14 protein-coding genes are annotated in these 18,025 nt (G+C 71.2%); 9 read left to right on the plus strand and 5 right to left on the minus strand.

Translation table 11 applies throughout. The features are described from left to right. Window positions 1-93: 93 nt before the first annotated feature. Both E0493_RS05985 and E0493_RS05990 read right to left on the minus strand, forming a co-directional pair. The gene (locus tag E0493_RS05985; protein WP_160936024.1) at window positions 94-336 is read right to left on the minus strand and encodes a DUF3297 family protein; all 243 of its coding nucleotides are present in this window, start codon (window positions 334-336) and stop codon (window positions 94-96) included. Between the two features lie 76 nt (window positions 337-412). Next, window positions 413-793, minus strand: a complete 381-nt coding sequence (locus E0493_RS05990) for a hypothetical protein (protein WP_160936025.1) — start codon at window positions 791-793, stop codon at window positions 413-415. A gap of 274 nt (window positions 794-1,067) precedes the next feature. Here E0493_RS05990 and E0493_RS05995 point away from each other — a divergent pair, with 274 nt between their 5' ends. From E0493_RS05995 to E0493_RS06015, 5 genes are all read left to right on the plus strand, one after another. Beyond that, entirely contained in the window at window positions 1,068-3,155 is a 2,088-nt protein-coding gene (locus E0493_RS05995) for a hydantoinase/oxoprolinase family protein (protein WP_160936026.1), read from the plus strand. Then, window positions 3,152-4,825 (plus strand): hydantoinase B/oxoprolinase family protein, encoded by a 1,674-nt coding sequence (locus E0493_RS06000; RefSeq protein WP_160936027.1) that lies wholly within the window; start codon window positions 3,152-3,154, stop codon window positions 4,823-4,825. The genes E0493_RS05995 and E0493_RS06000 overlap by 4 nt, the downstream gene beginning before the upstream one ends. Before the next feature lie 73 nt (window positions 4,826-4,898). Then, window positions 4,899-5,897 (plus strand): TRAP transporter substrate-binding protein, encoded by a 999-nt coding sequence (locus tag E0493_RS06005; RefSeq protein ID WP_160936028.1) that lies wholly within the window; start codon window positions 4,899-4,901, stop codon window positions 5,895-5,897. A 1-nt stretch (window position 5,898) separates the two neighbouring features. Next, the gene (locus E0493_RS06010; RefSeq protein WP_160936029.1) at window positions 5,899-6,489 is read left to right on the plus strand and encodes a TRAP transporter small permease subunit; all 591 of its coding nucleotides are present in this window, start codon (window positions 5,899-5,901) and stop codon (window positions 6,487-6,489) included. Beyond that, complete coding sequence (locus E0493_RS06015) at window positions 6,486-7,790, plus strand: TRAP transporter large permease (protein ID WP_160936030.1); 1,305 nt, start codon at window positions 6,486-6,488, stop codon at window positions 7,788-7,790. Before E0493_RS06010 ends, E0493_RS06015 begins: the two co-directional genes overlap by 4 nt. Window positions 7,791-7,989: 199 nt before the next feature. Here E0493_RS06015 and E0493_RS06020 read toward each other — a convergent pair whose 3' ends face one another. Then, window positions 7,990-8,679 carry a fumarylacetoacetate hydrolase family protein gene (locus E0493_RS06020; RefSeq protein WP_160936031.1) on the minus strand — a complete coding sequence of 230 codons (690 nt, stop codon included), beginning with the start codon at window positions 8,677-8,679 and terminating at the stop codon, window positions 7,990-7,992. 175 nt (window positions 8,680-8,854) lie between these two features. Between E0493_RS06020 and E0493_RS06025 the strand changes: the two genes are divergently transcribed. Both E0493_RS06025 and eutC read left to right on the plus strand, forming a co-directional pair. Beyond that, a complete protein-coding gene (locus E0493_RS06025) occupies window positions 8,855-10,255 on the plus strand; it encodes an ethanolamine ammonia-lyase subunit EutB (protein ID WP_160936032.1) in 1,401 nt (466 codons plus the stop codon). Then, window positions 10,245-10,994 carry an ethanolamine ammonia-lyase subunit EutC gene (gene eutC, locus E0493_RS06030; protein ID WP_160936033.1) on the plus strand — a complete coding sequence of 250 codons (750 nt, stop codon included), beginning with the start codon at window positions 10,245-10,247 and terminating at the stop codon, window positions 10,992-10,994. The genes E0493_RS06025 and eutC overlap by 11 nt, the downstream gene beginning before the upstream one ends. Before the next feature lie 34 nt (window positions 10,995-11,028). On the opposite strand, the gene zwf is transcribed toward eutC, so the two are convergent. Then, window positions 11,029-12,507 (minus strand): glucose-6-phosphate dehydrogenase, encoded by a 1,479-nt coding sequence (gene zwf / locus E0493_RS06035; RefSeq protein WP_160936034.1) that lies wholly within the window; start codon window positions 12,505-12,507, stop codon window positions 11,029-11,031. A 240-nt stretch (window positions 12,508-12,747) separates the two neighbouring features. Between zwf and E0493_RS06040 the strand changes: the two genes are divergently transcribed. Beyond that, a complete protein-coding gene (locus tag E0493_RS06040; RefSeq protein ID WP_160936035.1) occupies window positions 12,748-14,241 on the plus strand; it encodes a serine hydrolase domain-containing protein in 1,494 nt (497 codons plus the stop codon). A 297-nt stretch (window positions 14,242-14,538) separates the two neighbouring features. Then, a complete protein-coding gene (locus tag E0493_RS06045) occupies window positions 14,539-16,578 on the plus strand; it encodes an NAD(+) synthase (protein WP_160936036.1) in 2,040 nt (679 codons plus the stop codon). A gap of 52 nt (window positions 16,579-16,630) precedes the next feature. Here the strand turns inward: E0493_RS06045 and E0493_RS06050 are convergent, their stop codons facing one another. Beyond that, a complete protein-coding gene (locus tag E0493_RS06050) occupies window positions 16,631-17,878 on the minus strand; it encodes a DUF2254 domain-containing protein (protein ID WP_160936037.1) in 1,248 nt (415 codons plus the stop codon). Window positions 17,879-18,025 lie beyond the last annotated feature (147 nt).

The following is an 18,025-nucleotide window of genomic DNA, read 5'->3' on the forward strand; positions in this document are numbered from 1 at the left end:
AAAAATCCCTCGCCCGCCTTCCGCCGCCCCCTTCCCGAACGGCTTCTGAGGCGCGCCGGCGCCGCGACGCACCTCCAAGCGCCGCCTCCGCCTTCAGGAGGCGCTGCGGAAATAGGGCTCCACCGGACCCTGCAGCTTGACGGTCATCGGATTGCCCTTGCGGTCCATGGTGGTGCCCACGGTCAGCCGGACCCAGCCTTCGCTGACGCAGTACTCTTCCACGTTGTTCTTCTCGACGCCCTTGAACCGCACGCCGATGCCGCGCTCCAGCAGGGCGGCGTCGTAGAAGGGGCTGCGCGGGTTGCTCGACAGGCGATCGGGCGGGGTCTCGGTCATCGTCTGGCTCTTTCTCCGGCGGGGATGAGGGCGGGTGATAGCCAAGCCGCCCCGCGCTGCCAAATCGGCCCCCGGCTCAGCTCTCGCGGGCGATGATGCCGTTCACCGTGCGGCAGGCTGCCACCACCGCGAGCAGCAGCAGGCCCTGCCGGATCAGCCCGCCCGGGGTGAACAGGTACCCGCCTGCCCGCAGCTGGCCGGGGACGTAGTGCAGGAACTGCTGCAATTCCGGGTCGAGCGGCAGGCTGCCCAGGGCCTGCAGGCCCAGCCACCACAATGCGCCCACCAGCAGCAGCAGAGGGCCGGCCAGCTCCGCCACCAGCTCCACAAAGGTGAGGCCGAAGGTCACCAGCCCCCAGAACAGGATCGAGGCCCCGCGCAGAACCAGCCGGGAACTGCGGCCGCGGCTCGGGCGATAGGCGGCGAAGCTGTCGGAACGGGCCGGGGCGGTGGGCATGGCGGCGTTTCCTTCTGGAAGAGGCCGCCCCGCAGGCGCCGGGCGGACCCGTCGGTCCCTGCGGCGCGGCGGGCCTGCAAGCCATACCTGCAAAGGTGTCGGCGTTCAAACCAATCGCGCGTGTTGAACCGCATGCCTCGCCAAGCGGCGCCGGAATGGGCATGCTGGCACGAGGGTTGCTCCGGCTCAATCGCGCATGGCGGAGGCGGGCGCGGATCGTCGGGCCGCGGAGAGGCAGCCGGACGGGCGGTCCAGGAACGCAGGGAGACAGAAGTTGAGTTTGAGTTCGAACGTGCGGCTGGCGGCGGATATCGGCGGCACCTTTACCGACATCGTCCTCGATGCCGATGGCACGCGCCGCACGCGCAAGGTGCTGACCACGCCCGCCGCCCCGGAGGAGGGCGTGCTGCAGGGCATCTCCCTGGTTCTGCAGGATGCCGGGCTGCGCTTCTCGGACATCGACGTCTTCGTGCATGGCACGACGCTGGCCACCAACGCCATCATCGAGCGGCGCGGTGCCAGGACGGCGCTGATCGCCACCGAGGGCTTCCGCGACGTGCTCGAGATCGGCACCGAGAGCCGCTACGACCAGTATGACCTGACGCTGGAGAAGCCGGTGCCGCTGGTGCCGCGCGAGTTGCGCTTCACCGTGCCGGAGCGGATGGACGCCGAGGGCCGCGTGCGCCTGCCGCTGGACGGGGCGGCGCTGGATGCGCTGGTGCCGGCGCTGCAGGAGGCGGGGGTGCAGAGCGTCGCCTTCGCCTTCCTGCACGCCTATGCCAACCCGGCGCACGAGGCCGCCGCCGGGGCCCGGCTGAAGGCCGCCATGCCCGGGCTCTCCATCACCCTCTCGCACGAGGTCTGCCCGGAAGTGCGCGAGTACGAGCGCACCTCGACGGCGGTGGCCAACGCCTATGTGCAGCCGCTGATGGAGGGCTATCTCGGCCGCATGGCCGCCGCCCTGCGCGAGCGGCAGTATCGCGGCGCCACCTACCTGGTGACCTCCGGCGGCGGCCTCACCGCGCTGGAGACGGCGCAGAAGTTCCCGGTGCGGCTGGTGGAATCCGGCCCCGCCGGCGGCGCCATCTTCGCCGCGCAGATGGCGCTGCGGGCGGGCGAGCCGAAGGTGCTCTCCTTCGACATGGGCGGCACCACCGCCAAGATCTGCCTGATCGAGAAGGGCGAGCCGGCCACCTCCCGCTTCTTCGAGGTGGACCGCACGGCGCGCTTCCTGAAGGGCTCCGGCCTGCCGCTGCGCATCCCCGTCATCGAGATGGTCGAGATCGGCGCCGGCGGAGGCTCGATCGCCCAGGTGGATGCGCTGCAGCGCGTCACGGTGGGGCCGGAGAGCGCCTCCTCCGTGCCTGGTCCGGCCTGCTACGGCCATGGCGGCACCCGCCCGGCGGTGACCGACGCCGACGTGGCGCTCGGCCTGATCGAGCCGGAAGGCTTCGCCGGCGGCAGCATGACGTTGCAGCCCGAGCTCTCCCGCCAGGCGCTCGGCGCCGAGATCGGCGAGAAGCTCGGCCTCTCGCCCGACATGGCGGCCTATGCCGTCTACGAGATGGTCTGCGAGAACATGGCCAGCGCCGCCCGCGTGCACGCCGCCGAGCGTGGCGCCGTGATCGGGCAGCACACCATGATCGCCTTCGGCGGCGCCGCGCCGCTGCATGCCGCGCGGGTGGCCGAGAAGGTCGGCGTGCCGCGCGTGGTGGTGCCGCCCAATGCCGGCGTCGGCTCGGCGGTGGGCTTCCTGGCCGCGCCGGTGGCCTATGAGATCGTGCGCAGCCGCCACGCCCTGCTGGACGAGAGCTTCGACGGCCCGGCCATCTCGGCGCTGTTCGGCGAGATGGGGGACGCGGCCCGCGCCCTGGTGGAGCCCGGCGCGCGCGGCGCCCCGCTGTTCGAGCGGCGCACCGCCTTCATGCGCTATGTCGGCCAGGGCCACGAGATCACCGTGACCCTGCCGAACCGCGAGCTGGCCGCCGAGGACGTGGCCGAGCTGCGCCGCATCTTCGAGGCGGAGTACGCGGCGCAGTTCGCCCGCGCCATTCCGGCGGCGGCGATCGAGGTGCTGAACTGGTCGGTGCTGGTCTCCACGGTGGCCGAGCCGCCGGCGGTGACGCCGCCCGTCGCGCCCGCCCCCGCGCCGGAGCCCGCCGGGCGGCGGCGGGTCTTCGACGGCCGCAGCGAGAAGGCCGTGGAGGTGCCGGTCTACCACCGCACCGCCATGGCGCCCGGCGCCGTGGTGCCCGGCCCGGCGCTGATCGCCGAGGACGAGACCACCACCTACGTTTCCGGCAGCTTCGATGCCCATGTGGACGGCAGCGGCTGCATCGTGATGGAGCAGAAGGCGGCATGAGCACCGAGACCCGCCCGCAGGCGAGCCTGATCGACCTGCAGATCATGTGGAACCGCCTGATCGCCGTGGTCGGCGAGCAGGCGCAGGTGCTGATCCGCACCGCCTTCAGCCCGATCGTGCGCGAATGCGGCGACATCTCCGCCGGCATCTTCGACCTTGAGGGGCGGATGCTGGCGCAGGCCGTCACCGGCACGCCGGGCCATGTCAACTCGATGGCGGAATCGGTGAAGCACTTCCTTCGCCACTTCCCCGTCGAGACGATGAAGGAAGGCGACGCCTACATCACCAACGACCCGTGGATGGGCACGGGCCACCTGAACGACTTCGTCATCACCACGCCGGCCTTCCACCGCGGCAAGCTGGTCGGCCTGTTCTCCTGCACCAGCCACCTGATGGACATCGGCGGCATGGGCAACGGCCCCGAGGCCTCCGATGTCTTCATGGAGGGCCTCTACATCCCGATGCTGAAGCTCATCGACCAGGGCCGCGTCAACGAGACGCTGATGGCGATGATCCGCGCCAACACCCGGCTGCCGGTGGACACCGAGGGCGACACCTACTCGCTGGCCGCCTGCAACGACGTCGGCGCGCGCGCCCTCTCCGCCATGATGGAGGAGTTCGGCATCGACACGCTGGCGCCGCTCGCCGAATACATCATCGCGCGCTCGCGCGAGGCGGTGCTGGCCGAGGTGGCGAAGCTGCCCAAGGGCACCTGGCGCTACAGCATGACGGTGGACGGCTACGACCACCCGCTGACCCTGGAAGCCGCGCTGACCGTCTCCGAAAGCGGCATCCATGTGGACTATACCGGCACCTCGGAGCAGGTGCGGCGCGGCATCAACGTGCCGCTGGCCTATACCACGGCCTATACGGTGTTCGGCCTGGGCTGCGTGGTCGCCGCCGAGATCCCGAACAACGCCGGCTCGCTGGCGCCGCTCACCGTTTCCGCGCCGCGCGGGGTGGTGCTGAACGCGCCAAAGCCGGCGCCGGTCTCCTCGCGCCACATCCTCGGCCAGATGCTGCCGGACATGGTCTTCGGCTGCCTGCGGCAGGCGATCCCCGATCGCGTGCCGGCGGAAGGCACCTCCTGCCTCTGGAACATCACCGTGCGCGGCGAGCGGCGGGAGAGCCGCGGGCCGAACCATGGCTACGCGCTGACCATCACCACCAATGGCGGCACCGGCGGCCGCCCGGCGCAGGACGGGCTCTCGGCCACCGCCTTCCCCAGCGGCGTGCAGGGCACGCCGGTCGAGATCGTCGAGATCCAGACGCCGCTGATCTTCTGGCGCAAGGAGCTGCGGCCGGACAGCGGCGGCGCCGGCGCGCATCGCGGCGGGCTCGGGCAGGTCATGGAGATCGCCAGCAACGAGGAGGCGCCCTTCGAGCTGCTGGCCGCCTTCGACCGCATCACCTATCCGCCGCGCGGCGCGGCGGGCGGCGCCGGCGGCGCGGCGGGCCATGTCGGGCTCGCCTCGGGCGCCACGCTGCGCGGCAAGGGGCTGCAGGTCATCCCGCCGGGCGACCGGATGGTGGTGCTGACCCCCGGTGGCGGCGGCCTCGGCGACCCGAAGGCGCGCCCGGCGGCGCAGCTCGCGGCCGACCTGCGCAACGGGCTGGTGACGCCGGAGGCGGCGGCGCGGCTCTACGGGGCGCCACAGGCCGCCGAATAGCGGTTTTTCTGGATTCCACAGGGAAAAGCCGGGCCGCAGAGCCCGGCGCAGAGCTTCACGGGAGACTTTACGAATGACCACGCGTCGCATCCTGATGACGGCGGCCCTCGGCACGCTCGCCGCCCCCGCCCTGATCCGCTCCGCCCGGGCGGCCACCCAGCTCGACCTGGCCACTGTCTGGCCGGACGGCAACTTCCACACCCAGAACGCCAAGCGCTTCGCCGCCGAGGTGGGCAAGGCGACCGACAATGCCGTGCAGATCACCGTCCATTCCGGCGGCGCGCTCGGCTTCAAGGGACCGGAGCTGCTGCGCTCCGTGCGCGATGGCCTGGTGCCGATGGCCGACGTGCTGAACAACCAGCAGATCGGCGACGCGCCGATCATGGGCATCGAATCGATCCCCTTCCTGATCGGCTCCTTCAGCGAGCTGAAGGTGCTGGATAAGTACCTCGTGCCGGAATACGACCGCGTCACCAAGGCCAACAACCAGAAGATGCTCTACACGGTGCCCTGGCCGACGCAGTACATGCACCTCAAGACGCCGATCAACTCGCTCGACGGGCTGCGCGGCGTTCGCATCCGCGCCTCGGACAAGGGCGTGGCCGACATGTGCACCGCGCTCGGCGCCGCCGGCACCATGATGCCCTGGGGCGAGGTGGTGCCCGCGCTGGCGTCCGGCCGCATCGACGGCGTCTGCACCTCGGCGACCTCGGGCGTGGACGGGCGCTTCTGGGAGTTCATGAAGATCGCCTACCGCACCAACCACACCTTCTCCTCCCAGCTCGTCACCATCAACCTCGACACCTGGAACGAGCTTTCCGCCGCCAACCGCGAGAAGATCGAGGCGCTGGCCAAGAAGCTGCAGCCGGAGTTCTGGGATGTCGCCGCCAAGGACGACACCACCAGCGTGGCGCGGCTGACCAAGGAGGGCATGCAGGTGGTGGACGTGGATCCGGCCATGCTCGCCGAGATGCGCAAGCGCACCGCCTTCATGAAGGACGAGTTCATCAAGCGCGTGCCCTCGTCCAAGCCGATCATCGAGGCCTACCTGGCCGAGCTCGGGAGGGCCTGATTTGGCCTCTCCCGTGCTGCATCCGGCACGGGCGGCGCCATCCTCCGGGGTGGCGCCGGCGGTGCTGCGCTTCTCGGACGGCATCGCCACGGCCAGCGGCGCCTTCGCCTCCCTCTGCCTCGTGGCGCTGCTGCTGCTGATCCTGGCCGAAGTGGGGGCCGGCCTGCTCGGCAAGCTATTCCCCGGCTTCGGCGGCGAGATCACCGTCGCCTGGGAATACGGCGCCTACCTGATGGGGGCCGTCTTTCTGTTCGGCGCGGCGGCGGGGCTGCGCGCCGGCACCCATATCCGCGTCGCCATCCTGCTCGCCCGCGCCGGGCGCGGCTTCACCCTGGTGCTGGAACTGGCGGCGACGCTGATCGGCCTCTTCGTCACCGGCTTCCTTGCCTGGGCGCTGGTGCAGTTCGCCCTGCGCGCCTGGAGCAGCGGCCGCCTCTCCAGCGGCAGCCTGACGCCGCTCTGGATCCCCGACGCCGTGCTGGCGCTCGGCGCCATCCTGCTGGCCGTGCAGATGGCGACGCGGCTGGTGCGGGTGCTGCTCGGCCTGCCCACCGAGGATGAGAGCCTGAAGGCCGGGAGCGTCGGCGAATGACGGGCGTGATGGGCGCGCTCTTCGCCGCGCTGTTCGGCATGCTGGCGGTCGGCGCCTGGGTCGGCATCGCGCTGATCGCCACATCGCTGGTGCTGCTCTGGGGCTTCCGCAGCCTGCCGGTGGACCGGCTGCTGGCGCAGTACACCTTCAACATCCTGACCACCTCCGAGCTGGTGGCGCTGCCGCTCTTCATCCTGATGGGCGAGTTCCTGTTTCGCACCCGGCTCTCGCGCTCGCTGTTCAACGGGCTCGCCCCCTGGGCGGCGCTGCTGCCGGGGCGGCTGCTGCACGTCAACGTGGTGGGCTGCACCATCTTCGCCGCGATCTCCGGCTCCTCGGCCGCGACGACGCAGGTGGTGGGCCGCATCGCGCTCAGCGAGCTGAAGGCGCGCGGCTACGACCGGCGGATCGCCATCGGCAGCCTGGCGGGGGCGGGCACGCTCGGCTTCCTGATCCCGCCCTCCAGCGTGATGATCATCTACGGCGTGCTGGCCGACGAATCGGTGCTGCGGCTATTCACCGCCGGCTTTCTGCCGGGCATGCTGCTGGCCGGCTGCTTCATGGCCTGGGTGATGCTGCACAGCACGCTGCAGCCGGGGCTGCTGCCGCCGCAGAGCGCCGAGGAGCGCGGCATGCGCTGGGGCCAGCGCTTCGCCGCGCTGCGCGAGCTGGCGCCGACGCTGTTCCTGATCCTCTGCGTGCTGGGCTCGATGTATGCCGGCATCGCCACGCCCTCCGAGGCGGCCGCGGTGGGCGTGCTGGGCGCCGTGCTGGTGAGCGGCCTGCAGGGCGAGCTGAACTGGCCGACGCTGCGCGCCATCGGCCTTGGCGCGGCGCAGACCTGCGGCATGATCGGGCTCATCGTGCTCGGCGCCTCGATCCTGGGCAATGTCGCGGCCATCCTCGGCGTGCCGCGCCAGGTGGCGGAGATCGTCACCAGCTGGGGCCTCTCGCCGCTGATGCTGATCGTGGCGCTGACGCTGCTCTACCTGATCCTCGGCTGCTTCCTCGACGGCTTCTCGATGATCGTGATGACGCTGCCGGTGGTGCTGCCGCTGGTCACGGCGGCGGGCTTCGACAAGCTGTGGTTCGGCGTCTACCTCGTCGTCGCCGTGGAGATGGCGCAGATCACGCCGCCGGTGGGGTTCAACCTCTTCGTCATCCAGGGGCTGACGGGGGAATCGCTCGGCACCATCGCCCGCGTCACGATGCCCTACCTGCTGATCATGACGGGCTTCGTCATCCTGCTGGCATTGGTGCCGGGCATCGTCAGCCTGGGACCGTCGTTGCTGCTCGGATGAAACGCCGGGGGAGAATGAATTCTCCCCCCGGACCCCCTCTTCTTTTTTCTGGCAGTTTGGCTGCGCTGGTTCCGCGCGCGCACGCCGGGGCTCAAACAGCCCCAGCGGTTGTGTTCCGGCGCGACCCTTGCCGCGGGCGTGGGGACTCGAAGAAAGAAGATGGGGGGGCGGGGGGAATTCTTTCCCCCCGACCTTTTCCTCACCCCGCGTAGGTGACGCGCACCTCGCCGACGCCCTCGCAGGTGCCGTGCAGGCTGTCGCCCGGCTTTACGGCGCTGACGCCGGCCGGCGTGCCGGTCATCAGCAGGTCGCCCGGCAGCAGTTCCACGTAGCGCGAGAGGTAGGCGATGCTTTCCGGCACGGACCAGATCATCTGGTTCATGTCGCCGGTCTGCTGCACCTTGCCGTTCACGCTGACCTCGATCTTGCCCTTGCCGGGATGGCCAATCTTGGCGGCGGGAACGATGGCGCTGATCGGGCAGGACTGGTCGAAGCCCTTGGACAGTTCCCAGGGCCGGCCGAGCTTCTTGGCTTCCGCCTGGATGTCGCGCCGGGTCATGTCCAGGCCGACGGCATAGCCATAGACGTGCGAGAGCGCGTCCTCCACGGCGATGTCCTTGCCGCCCTTGCCGATGGCGACGACCAACTCGATCTCGTGGTGCAGGTCCTTGGTCTGCACGGGGAAGGGCAGGCTGCCGCCGCCGGGCACCACCGCCGTCGCCGGCTTGGCGAAGAAGAAGGGCGGCTCGCGGTCGGGGTCGTGGCCCATCTCGCGGGCGTGGTCGGCGTAGTTGCGCCCGACGCACCAGATGCGGCGCACCGGGAAGACGGCGGTCTCGCCCTCGACCGGCACGGTGGCCGGCTGCGGGGCCTCGATGACGTACTGCAAGGCAGGTCCTCCCCTGGCCCGCTGCCGGGCCGGTCCAAGCGGTTGCCCGGATGGGTTAGGAGTGCCCGGAAATCCCGTCAAGCCAGCGGCCCTGCGCGCGCCGCCGGGGCGCAATCCGGTGTTGGCCGCGGGGAGGGGAATGCTAGGCTGGCCGCCTCTGCGGAGGGAGGTGGCGATGGGCCGCTATGTCAGCGACTTCCGGGGCGAGCGGCACCGCTTCGACGACCTGCGGGCGGTGCTGGTCAAGGCCTCCCCCCGCCGATCGGGCGACGAGCTGGCCGGGCTGGCGGCCGAGAGCGACGCCCAGCGCATCGCCGCCCGCGCCGTGCTGGCCGACCTGCCGCTGACCCGCTTCCTGGAGGAGCCGCTGGTCCCCTACGAGCGGGACGAGGTGACGCGGCTGATCCAGGACACGCAGGACCTGGCCGCCTTCGCCGCCGTCCGGCACCTCACGGTGGGCGGGCTGCGGGACTGGCTGCTCTCCGACGCGGCCTCCGCCGAGGCGCTGGCCGCCCTGGCGCCGGGGCTGACGCCGGAGATGGCCGCCGCCGCCTCCAAGCTGATGCGCAACCAGGACCTGATCGCGGTGGCGCGCCGCTGCCGGGTGGTCACCGCCTTCCGCAGCACGGTCGGCCTGCCCGGGCGGCTGGCCACCCGCCTGCAGCCCAACCACCCGACGGACGACCTGCGCGGCATCGCCGCCGCCACGCTGGACGGGCTGCTGCTCGGCGCGGGCGATGCGGTGATCGGCGTCAACCCGGCCACCGACAGCCTGCCCAACTGCCTGGCGCTGCTGGAGATGCTGGACGGGCTGCGCGCCCGCCACGCCATCCCGACGCAGACCTGCGTGCTGACGCATGTGACCAACGCCATCCGCCTCGTCGAGCGCGGCGCGCCGGTGGACCTGGTGTTCCAGTCCATCGCCGGCACCGAGGCGGCCAATGCCGGCTTCGGCGTCAGCCTCTCCGTGCTGCGGGAGGCGCGGGAGGCCGCGCTGGCCCTCAAGCGCGGGACGGTGGGCGACAACGTCATGTATTTCGAGACCGGCCAGGGCGCCGCCCTTTCCGCCGAGGCGCATCACGGCATCGACCAGCAGACGGTGGAGGCCCGCAGCTACGCCGTCGCGCGCGCCTTCCGCCCGCTGCTGGTGAACACCGTGGTCGGCTTCATCGGGCCGGAATACCTCTATGACGGCAAGCAGATCATCCGCGCCGGGCTGGAGGACCACTTCTGCGCCAAGCTGCTCGGCGTCCCGATGGGGGTGGACGTCTGCTACACCAACCATGCCGAGGCCGACCAGGACGACATGGACACGCTGATGACGCTGCTCGCCGTCGCCGGCTGCAACTTCATCATCACCGTGCCGGGCGCCGACGACGTCATGCTCAACTACCAGAGCACCTCCTTCCATGACGCGCTCTATCTCCGCTCCACGCTCGGCCTGCGCGCCGCGCCGGAGTTCGAGGCCTGGCTGGAGGCGATGGGCATGATGGACGATGCCGGCCGCATCCGCCCCCTGGCGGAAGCCCCGACGCGCCGCCTGCTGGCGGGCGGAGGCGTCGCCGATGCCGCCTGAGCGCGACACCCCTGCGACCGATCCCTGGACCCCGCTGCGGCGGATGACCCCGGCGCGCATCGGCCTCGGCCGCCGCGGCGACGCGCCGCCGCTGGAGGCGGTGCTCGACTTCCAGCTCGCCCATGCCCGCGCCCGGGATGCGGTTCATGCCGCATTGGACGTCGATGCGCTTGCCGCCGCGCTGGAAGGGCGGCCGCATGTCGCCGTGCGCAGCCAGGCGCCGGAGCGCGGCACCTATCTGCGCCGCCCGGACCTCGGGCGCCGGCTTGAACCGGCCTGCCTGGAGGCGCTCCCGCGCGGCGAGTGGGATGCGGTCTTCGTGCTGGCCGATGGACTTTCCGCCACGGCGGTGCAGCGGCATGCCGTTCCGTTGCTGAATGCCACCCTGGCCCGGCTGCCGGGTTTTCGCGTCGCGCCCGTCGTCATCGCCACCCAGGCACGGGTGGCGCTGGGCGACGAGATCGGCGCCGCCATTGGCGCGCGGCTCTGTGCCATGCTGATCGGTGAGCGGCCCGGGCTTTCGGTGGCGGACAGCCTGGGCGTCTACCTCACCCATGCCCCGCAAAGCGGGCGGCGGGACTCGGAGCGCAACTGCATCTCCAACATCCACCAGTCCGGCGGGCTCTCCTATGCGGCCGCGGCCGACAAGCTCGCTTGGCTGATGGCCGAGGCGCTGCGGCTGAAGCTAACGGGGATCGGGCTGAAGGACGAGCAGCAGGCGGCGCTGCCGGAAGCGTAAGGCCGGGGAAGTTCCTTCCCCGGCCTTCCCCTTTTCAGTCCTCGCTCTCGTACCAGGTGCGCCCGTCACGCTCGATCATGGCGATCGCCGCGGTCGGCCCCCAGCTTCCCGCGACATAGGGGCGCGGTCCCTCCGGGCGCTCGGCCCAGGTCTCCAGCAGCGGCTCGACCCAGCCCCAGGCGGCCTCCACCTCGTCGCGCCGCATGAAGAGGGTGGTGTTGCCGCGCACCACGTCCATCAGCAGGCGCTCATAGGCGTCGGGGTAGCGGATGCCGAAGGTCTTCTCGAAGCTGATGTCGAGGCCGGTCGGGCGCAGGTGCAGGCCGCCGGGGCCGGGCTCCTTGGTCATCATCTCCAGCCGCATGCCTTCCTCGGGCTGCAGGCGGATCAGCAGGCGGTTCGGCTGCAGGTCATGCTGCTCGCGCGGGAAGATGCTGAAGGGCGGCGTGCGGAACTGGATGACGATCTCGGAAACCTTGCGCGGCAGCCGCTTGCCGGTGCGCAGGTAGAAGGGCACGCCGGCCCAGCGCCAGGAGTTCACCTGCACCTTCAGCGCCACGAAGGTCTCGGTCAGGCTGCGTTCGGTGCCGCCGATATCGGCGAGATAGCCGGGCACCGGGTGGCCGTTGGCCGCCCCCGCCGTGTACTGGCCGCGCACGGTGAAGCTGTTCACCTCGTGCGGCTCCACCCGGCGCAGGGCGCGCAGCACCTTCAGCTTCTCGTCGCGCACCGCGTCGGCGTCGAGCGAGATCGGGCTTTCCATGGCCAGCAGGCAGAGCAGCTGGAGCATGTGGTTCTGCACCATGTCGCGCAGCGCGCCGGAGCGGTCGTAGTAGCCGCCGCGCCCCTCCACGCCGACCGTCTCGGCCACCGTGATCTGCACGTGGTCGATCATGTCGGCGTGCCACAGCCGCTCGAAGATCGGGTTGGCGAAGCGCAGCGCCAGCAGGTTCTGCACCGTCTCCTTGCCGAGGTAGTGGTCGATGCGGAAGATCTGCGACTCCGGCATCACCTCGCCCACCGCGTTGTTGATGGCGCGCGCCGAGGCGAGGTCGTGGCCGATCGGCTTCTCCAGCACCACGCGGGAAAGCGGGTGCAGCCCGCCATGCCGCGCGAGCTTCTGGCAGATCGGGCCGTAAAGCTCGGGCGAGGTGGCGAGGTAGAAGGGCCGCACCTGCTCCGGCCGCTCCTTGAGGATGGCGACCAGGGCCGCCCAGCCCTCGTCGGAAAGCGCGTCCACCGTCTGGTAGCGGATCAGGGCAAGAAAGCCCTGCAGCGTCTCGGCATCGAGGCTGGCCGGAGTGACGAACTGGCGCAGCGCCGCCTCCGCCTTGGCGCGGTATTCCTCGGTCTCCATGGCGGTGCGCGCGACGGCGATGATGCGGCTGGTCGGAGAGAACTGCCGGTCCCGGAAACGGTCGTAGAGCGCGGGCAGGAGCTTGCGCATCGTCAGGTCGCCCGTCGCGCCGAAGACGACGCAATCGAAAGGCGCTACGGGTAGAAATCGGGCCATGCTGCCGCTCCTCAAGGATCAGAGGGAGGGCGCAAGGTAGCGTGCTGCGGCGCGAGGCTCCACGCGTGATCTGCGCTGTCGCTGCGGCCCATGGAAGGGGCGGGGCGGGCCAGCGATCTGGCCTGTCATCTGTTTGCCCCCGCCGCGGTTGACAACGCGCCGGTTGACAACGCGCCTGGGATCGGGCGGAGCGAAGCACGGCGGCCGTGGTCCGCCCGGAACAGTGGGGAAGCTGCGACGATGTCTCTCTCCTGGCGGCAGGCGGCGTCCTGCGCGGCCGAGTTGGTATCGGGCTGGAGGGCGGACGAGCCGGGGGGCCTGGTGCTCGGCTTCGACGCCTCCGGACCGCGCTTCGTCGAGGCGCGCGGCCTCGCCAGCATCGAGCACGGCCTGCCCTTCGGCCTCGCGACGCCGACGCGGCTGGCCTCCATCACCAAGCATGTGTTCTGCGCCGTCGCCTTGCGCGAGGGGATGGACATGGCGGCCCCGCTCGGCGCGCTGGTGCCGGACCTGCCGGAGGCGGTCGCCGCCGTGCCGCTCGGCCGCGCGCTGGGCATGACCGGCGGCCTGCCGGACCTGGTGGAGAGCTTCGGCCTCCTGGGCGTGCCCGCCAGCGCGAGCTTCGGCCGCGCCACCCTGCTGGCGATGGCGCGCGCCCTGCCCAGGCTGAACTTCGCGCCTGGCGCCAGCATCTCCTACACCAACACCGGCTACCGGCTGGCCGAGTCGGCGCTCCCCGCCCCCTTGGGCGCCTTGCTGGAGCGGCACTTCCCAGGCCTCGGCTTCTTCTATCCGGAAGACGAGACGGTGCCGGTGCCCGGCCTCGCCACCGGGTACTGGCGCGACGCCGGGCTTGGCTGGCGGCGCGGCCGCTACGGGCTGAACTACTCGGCCTCGGGCGGCCTCGCCTGCTCGGCCGAGGCGCTGATGCGCTGGTCCTTGCGCCTGCTGGCCGGGCAGGGCGGCACGGCCGGGCTGTGGGAGGCGCTCACCCGCTCCGGCAAGCTGCGGGACGGGCGCGAGACCGGCTATGGCCTCGGCCTCTCCCGCGTTCCGCTGGAAGGGCCGGTGCTCTGGGGCCATGGCGGCTCGCTGCCGGGCTACAAGAACCACCTGCTGCTGGCCCCGGAGCTGGGCGCCGGCGTCATCGTCCTCAGCAACCGCGAGGAGACCGGCGCCTATCGCCTGTCCCTTGCGGTCATGGCGGCGCTGGCGGGGCTGACCCTGCCGCCAGCCGGCCGTCTTCCCGCCGGCCTCTTCGCGCAGGCGGATGGCCCGTTCTGGGTGGAATCCACGGGCGACTCGCTTTTCCTGCTGGGCGCGCAGGAGGCCCTGACCCAGGGAGGCGGCGGGCTGGTGCATGGGTTGCAGGCGCATCTGGCCTTCGCCGTGCGGGCGGCGGCGGACGGCACGCTGGAAGGCAGCCTCGGCCACCAGGAATGCCGCCTGCTGCCCGTGCCGGAGGACGCCGCGCTCGATCCGCGCCTGCTCGGCGACTGGGTGGGCGAGGAACTGGGCTGCGAGGCCCGGCTGACCGTGGCCGAGGGAGGCCGCCTATGCCTGCCTGGCCAGCCCCGGCAGTGGACGGCGTTGCGCCCCCTCGGCCCCGGCAAGGCGCTGGCGGAGCGTGCGTCCCCGCCCTCGCGCAGCCGCTTCGCGCTCTGGCTGGCGGCGCCCGACGAGCTGCGCCTTGTCTCGCAGCGCAGCCGGGTGCTCACCTTCCGGCGCGGCTGAAAAGATGGGGGAAAGAAAGAACTCCCCGGCTTCCCCTCCTCTGGCCCGTTCTGGCGCTGTCCGCCAGGAGCGCAGGGAGCGCCAGGAGCGCAGGGAGCGCAGGGAGCGGCGGAGGAGGAGGGAGGAGGCAAGGCGCCCCATCCCTGCCGGCCCGCACTGCCCGTGCGGACACCCCCCAGGCTTGGCCGGGCCGGTCCTTTTCACGGCGGGAAAGGGAACCCCCGGCGGAGCCGCCGCGTTCCCCTTGCGCGGGCAGGTGACTGGACGGAAAGCCCGCTGCAAGGGCAGGCTGCGCGCATGAGCTTCCACGCCATCTATCGCCACGGTTTCGCGCGCGTCGCGGCCTGCACCACGCGCTGCACCCTGGCCGATCCCGCCGCCAATGCCGAGGCCATCCTGGCGGCCGCGCGACAATGCGACGCCGAGGGGGCCGCGCTCGCGGTTTTCCCCGAGCTGTCGCTCTCCGGCTACGCCATCGACGACCTTCACCTGCAGGACACGCTGCTGGACGCGGTGGAACGGGCCATCGGCACGCTGCTGGCGGCCTCCGCCGCGCTGCGCCCGGTGCTGCTGGTCGGCGCGCCGCTGCGGCATGGACGGCGGGTGTACAACACCGCCGTCGCCATCCAGCGCGGTCGGCTGCTCGGCGTGGTGCCGAAGCTCCACCTGCCGAATTACCGCGAATTCTACGAGCGCCGCTGGTTCGCCTCCGGCGCCGGCACCGAGGGCGGCGAGATCGCCCTCGGCGGCCAGCGCGCGCCCTTCGGCCCGGACCTGCTCTTCGCCGCCGAGGACCTTCCCGGCCTCGTGCTGCACGCCGAGATCTGCGAGGACTTCTGGGTGCCGGTGCCGCCCAGCGCCACGGCCGCCCTGGCCGGCGCCACCGTGCTCGCCAACCTTTCCGCCAGCAACATCACCGTGGGCAAGGCGGACACGCGCCGGCTGCTCTGCCAGTCGCAATCCGCCCGCTGCCTGGCGGCCTACCTCTACGCCGCGGCGGGCGTGGGGGAATCCACCACCGACCTCGCCTGGGACGGCCAGGTCTCGATCTTTGAGAACGGCGCCATCCTGCAGGAGAGCGACCGCTTCCCCGAGGCCGACCAGGTCGTCGTCGCCGACGTGGACCTCGACCTGCTGCGCCAGGAGCGTGCCCGCCAGGGCAGCTTCGACGACAACCAGCGCCTGCACGCCCGCGACTTCCGCACCGTGGCCTTCCGGCTCGACCCGCCAATGGAGGACATCGGCTTCCGCCGCGCGGTGGAGCGCTTCCCCTTTGTCCCGGCCAATCCGGAGCGGCTGAGCCAGGACTGCTACGAGGCCTACAACATCCAGGTCTCCGGCCTCGTCCAGCGCTGCCAGGCGACGAACAACCGCAAGATCATCATCGGCGTCTCGGGCGGGCTCGACTCCACCCAGGCGCTGATCGTCGCCGCCAAGGCGCTGGACCGCATGGGGCGCCCGCGCAGCGACATCATCGCCTACACGCTGCCCGGCTTCGGCACCTCCGCCGGCACCAAGACCAACGCCCACCGGCTGATGGAATCGCTCGGCGTCACCGCGCACGAGCTGGACATCCGCCCGGCCGCCCGGCAGATGCTGGCCGATCTCGACCACCCCTTCGCCAGGGGCGAGCCGGTCTATGACGTGACCTTCGAGAACGTCCAGGCCGGCCTGCGCACCGACTACCTGTTCCGCGCCGCCAACCGCCACGGCGGCATGGTGCTCGGCACCGGCGACCTGTCCGAGCTGGCGCTGGGCTGGTGCACCTATGGCGTGGGCGACCAGATGTCGCACTACAACGTCAATGGCGGGGTGCCGAAGACGCTGATCCAGCACCTGATCCGCTGGGTCATCGCCTCCGGCCAGTTCGAGGCGGGCGTGAACGAGACGCTGCAATCCGTGCTGGAGACCGAGATCTCGCCCGAGCTGATCCCGGCCGACGACGAGACCCAGCAGCTCCAGAGCACCGAGGCCAGGATCGGCCCCTACGCGCTGCAGGACTTCAACCTGTTCTACACGCTGCGCTACGGCTTCCGCCCTTCCAAGATCGCCTTCCTGGCGCTGCAGGCCTGGGGCGAGGCGGCGCGCGGCACCTGGCCGCCCGGCTTCCCGGAGGCCAGCCGCAAGGCCTACGACCTGCCGACCATCCGGCAGTGGCTGGAGGTCTTCCTGCAGCGCTTCTTCGGCTTCGCGCAGTTCAAGCGCTCGGCCCTGCCCAATGGGCCGAAGGTGGTGGCGGGCGGCTCGCTCTCCCCGCGCGGCGACTGGCGCGCGCCTTCGGATGGCAACGCCAACGCCTGGCTGGCCGAGCTGCGGAACAACGTGCCGGGCGAGTGAGGCAAGGCCTGAGGGGAGGGATTCCCCCGGACCCCGTCGTCTTTCTGTCAGCTCATGCGGCGGTCTGCGGTTCGGTGAGCGCCAACTCGCGCAGGATCCGGCGCTCGGAGGCCATGCCGAGCGCCTTTTCCGCATGCTCCAGGGCCGCCTGCGAATGCCGCCGGGCAGTGAACCGGAACCCGCCGAGTGGCGCCAGCATCTGCAACGTCTTTTGCAGCCGGATGCCCACCTCCAGCATGGCCGCCCCATCGCGCGCGATGGGCTGGAAGAAGTCGTCGAACAGGTCCTCCGCCGAAAGGCTGGGCGCATGGACATGCGGCAGCGGGCCTTCCGGCCGGACGCGCGCCTGGCCTTCCGCCCATTCGGCGAGCAGCTGCCCGCCCGCGGTGAGCACGCCGATCGCCGTGCCGGGGTCGTTCACCGCCGGCGAAAGGGCGCGGGAGGCGATCTCCGAGAGCACGATCATCCCGAAGCGCGGGTCCTGGTCGTAGGAGCGGTTGCTGCCGAGGGTGAAGGCCGCGCGCAGATGCTTGGCCACATCCTCCTCGCAGGGGCTTTCCAGCCAGAGCATCGCCCGGTGCGGGTGCAGGTAGGTGCCGGGAAGCGCCAGCAGATGCACCGCCTGCCCCATCTCCTCGCCCAGCTCGGAAAGCCGGCCAAGATCGACATGCTGCAGGTAGCCCCGCTCCTCCGGAAAGACCTGGTGCGCGGCCTCCGGCTGGGGCACGGAGGGTCGGGCTCCCAGATGGGGCCGGTCCACCCATTGCCGCAGCGCCTGACGCGTCGCCTCCTGCACGCGCATGACCGTCTCCTCGACGCGGCCCAGCCCGGAGAGCCGCTCGATCCAGCGCAGCAGGGTGACCACGATCCAGGCGATCACCAGGATGGTGACGACGAACAGGATGACCCGCCCGTTCTCGCCATAGATCCCCGTGCTGAGCGCGACGATGCCGGCGACGCTGAACAGGAAGCTGCCGAGGAAGGTGGCGATGGCGTTCTGCGCCGTCCGGTCCTCGATCACCAGGCGGGTCGCGCGGGGGGTGGTGTTGTTGGTGACGGCGGAATAGGCCGAGACCATGGCGGTGAGGGAGAAGGTGGTCACCGCCAGCATGCTGGAAGCCAGGATGCCGAGGATGTTGTCCACCGCCTTGGCGCCGATGCTGACGGTGATCTTGTAGGGAATGAAAGGCTCGGCCACCGAGGCCACCAGGGCGGTGGCCACGGCGAGCAGCGTGAACAGCGCCGCGCGGAACCACAGGCGACGCGTCAGCCGCCGCCAGAGCCATTGCCAGCGACTCATGCGGGCCTCCTTCCGATACGTGCCGGCTGAACCCGCCATGGCCTCGGGAAGTTGCCGCGCCACAGGCCGGGAGGATCAGCGCCGCCGCGCCGGGAACTGGCAGAAGAAGGCGGGGGGAGGGGGGAGTTCACTCCCCCAAGCTTGCCT

The organism is Teichococcus coralli, assembly GCF_009829925.1.
Taxonomy (GTDB): domain Bacteria; phylum Pseudomonadota; class Alphaproteobacteria; order Acetobacterales; family Acetobacteraceae; genus Pseudoroseomonas; species Pseudoroseomonas coralli.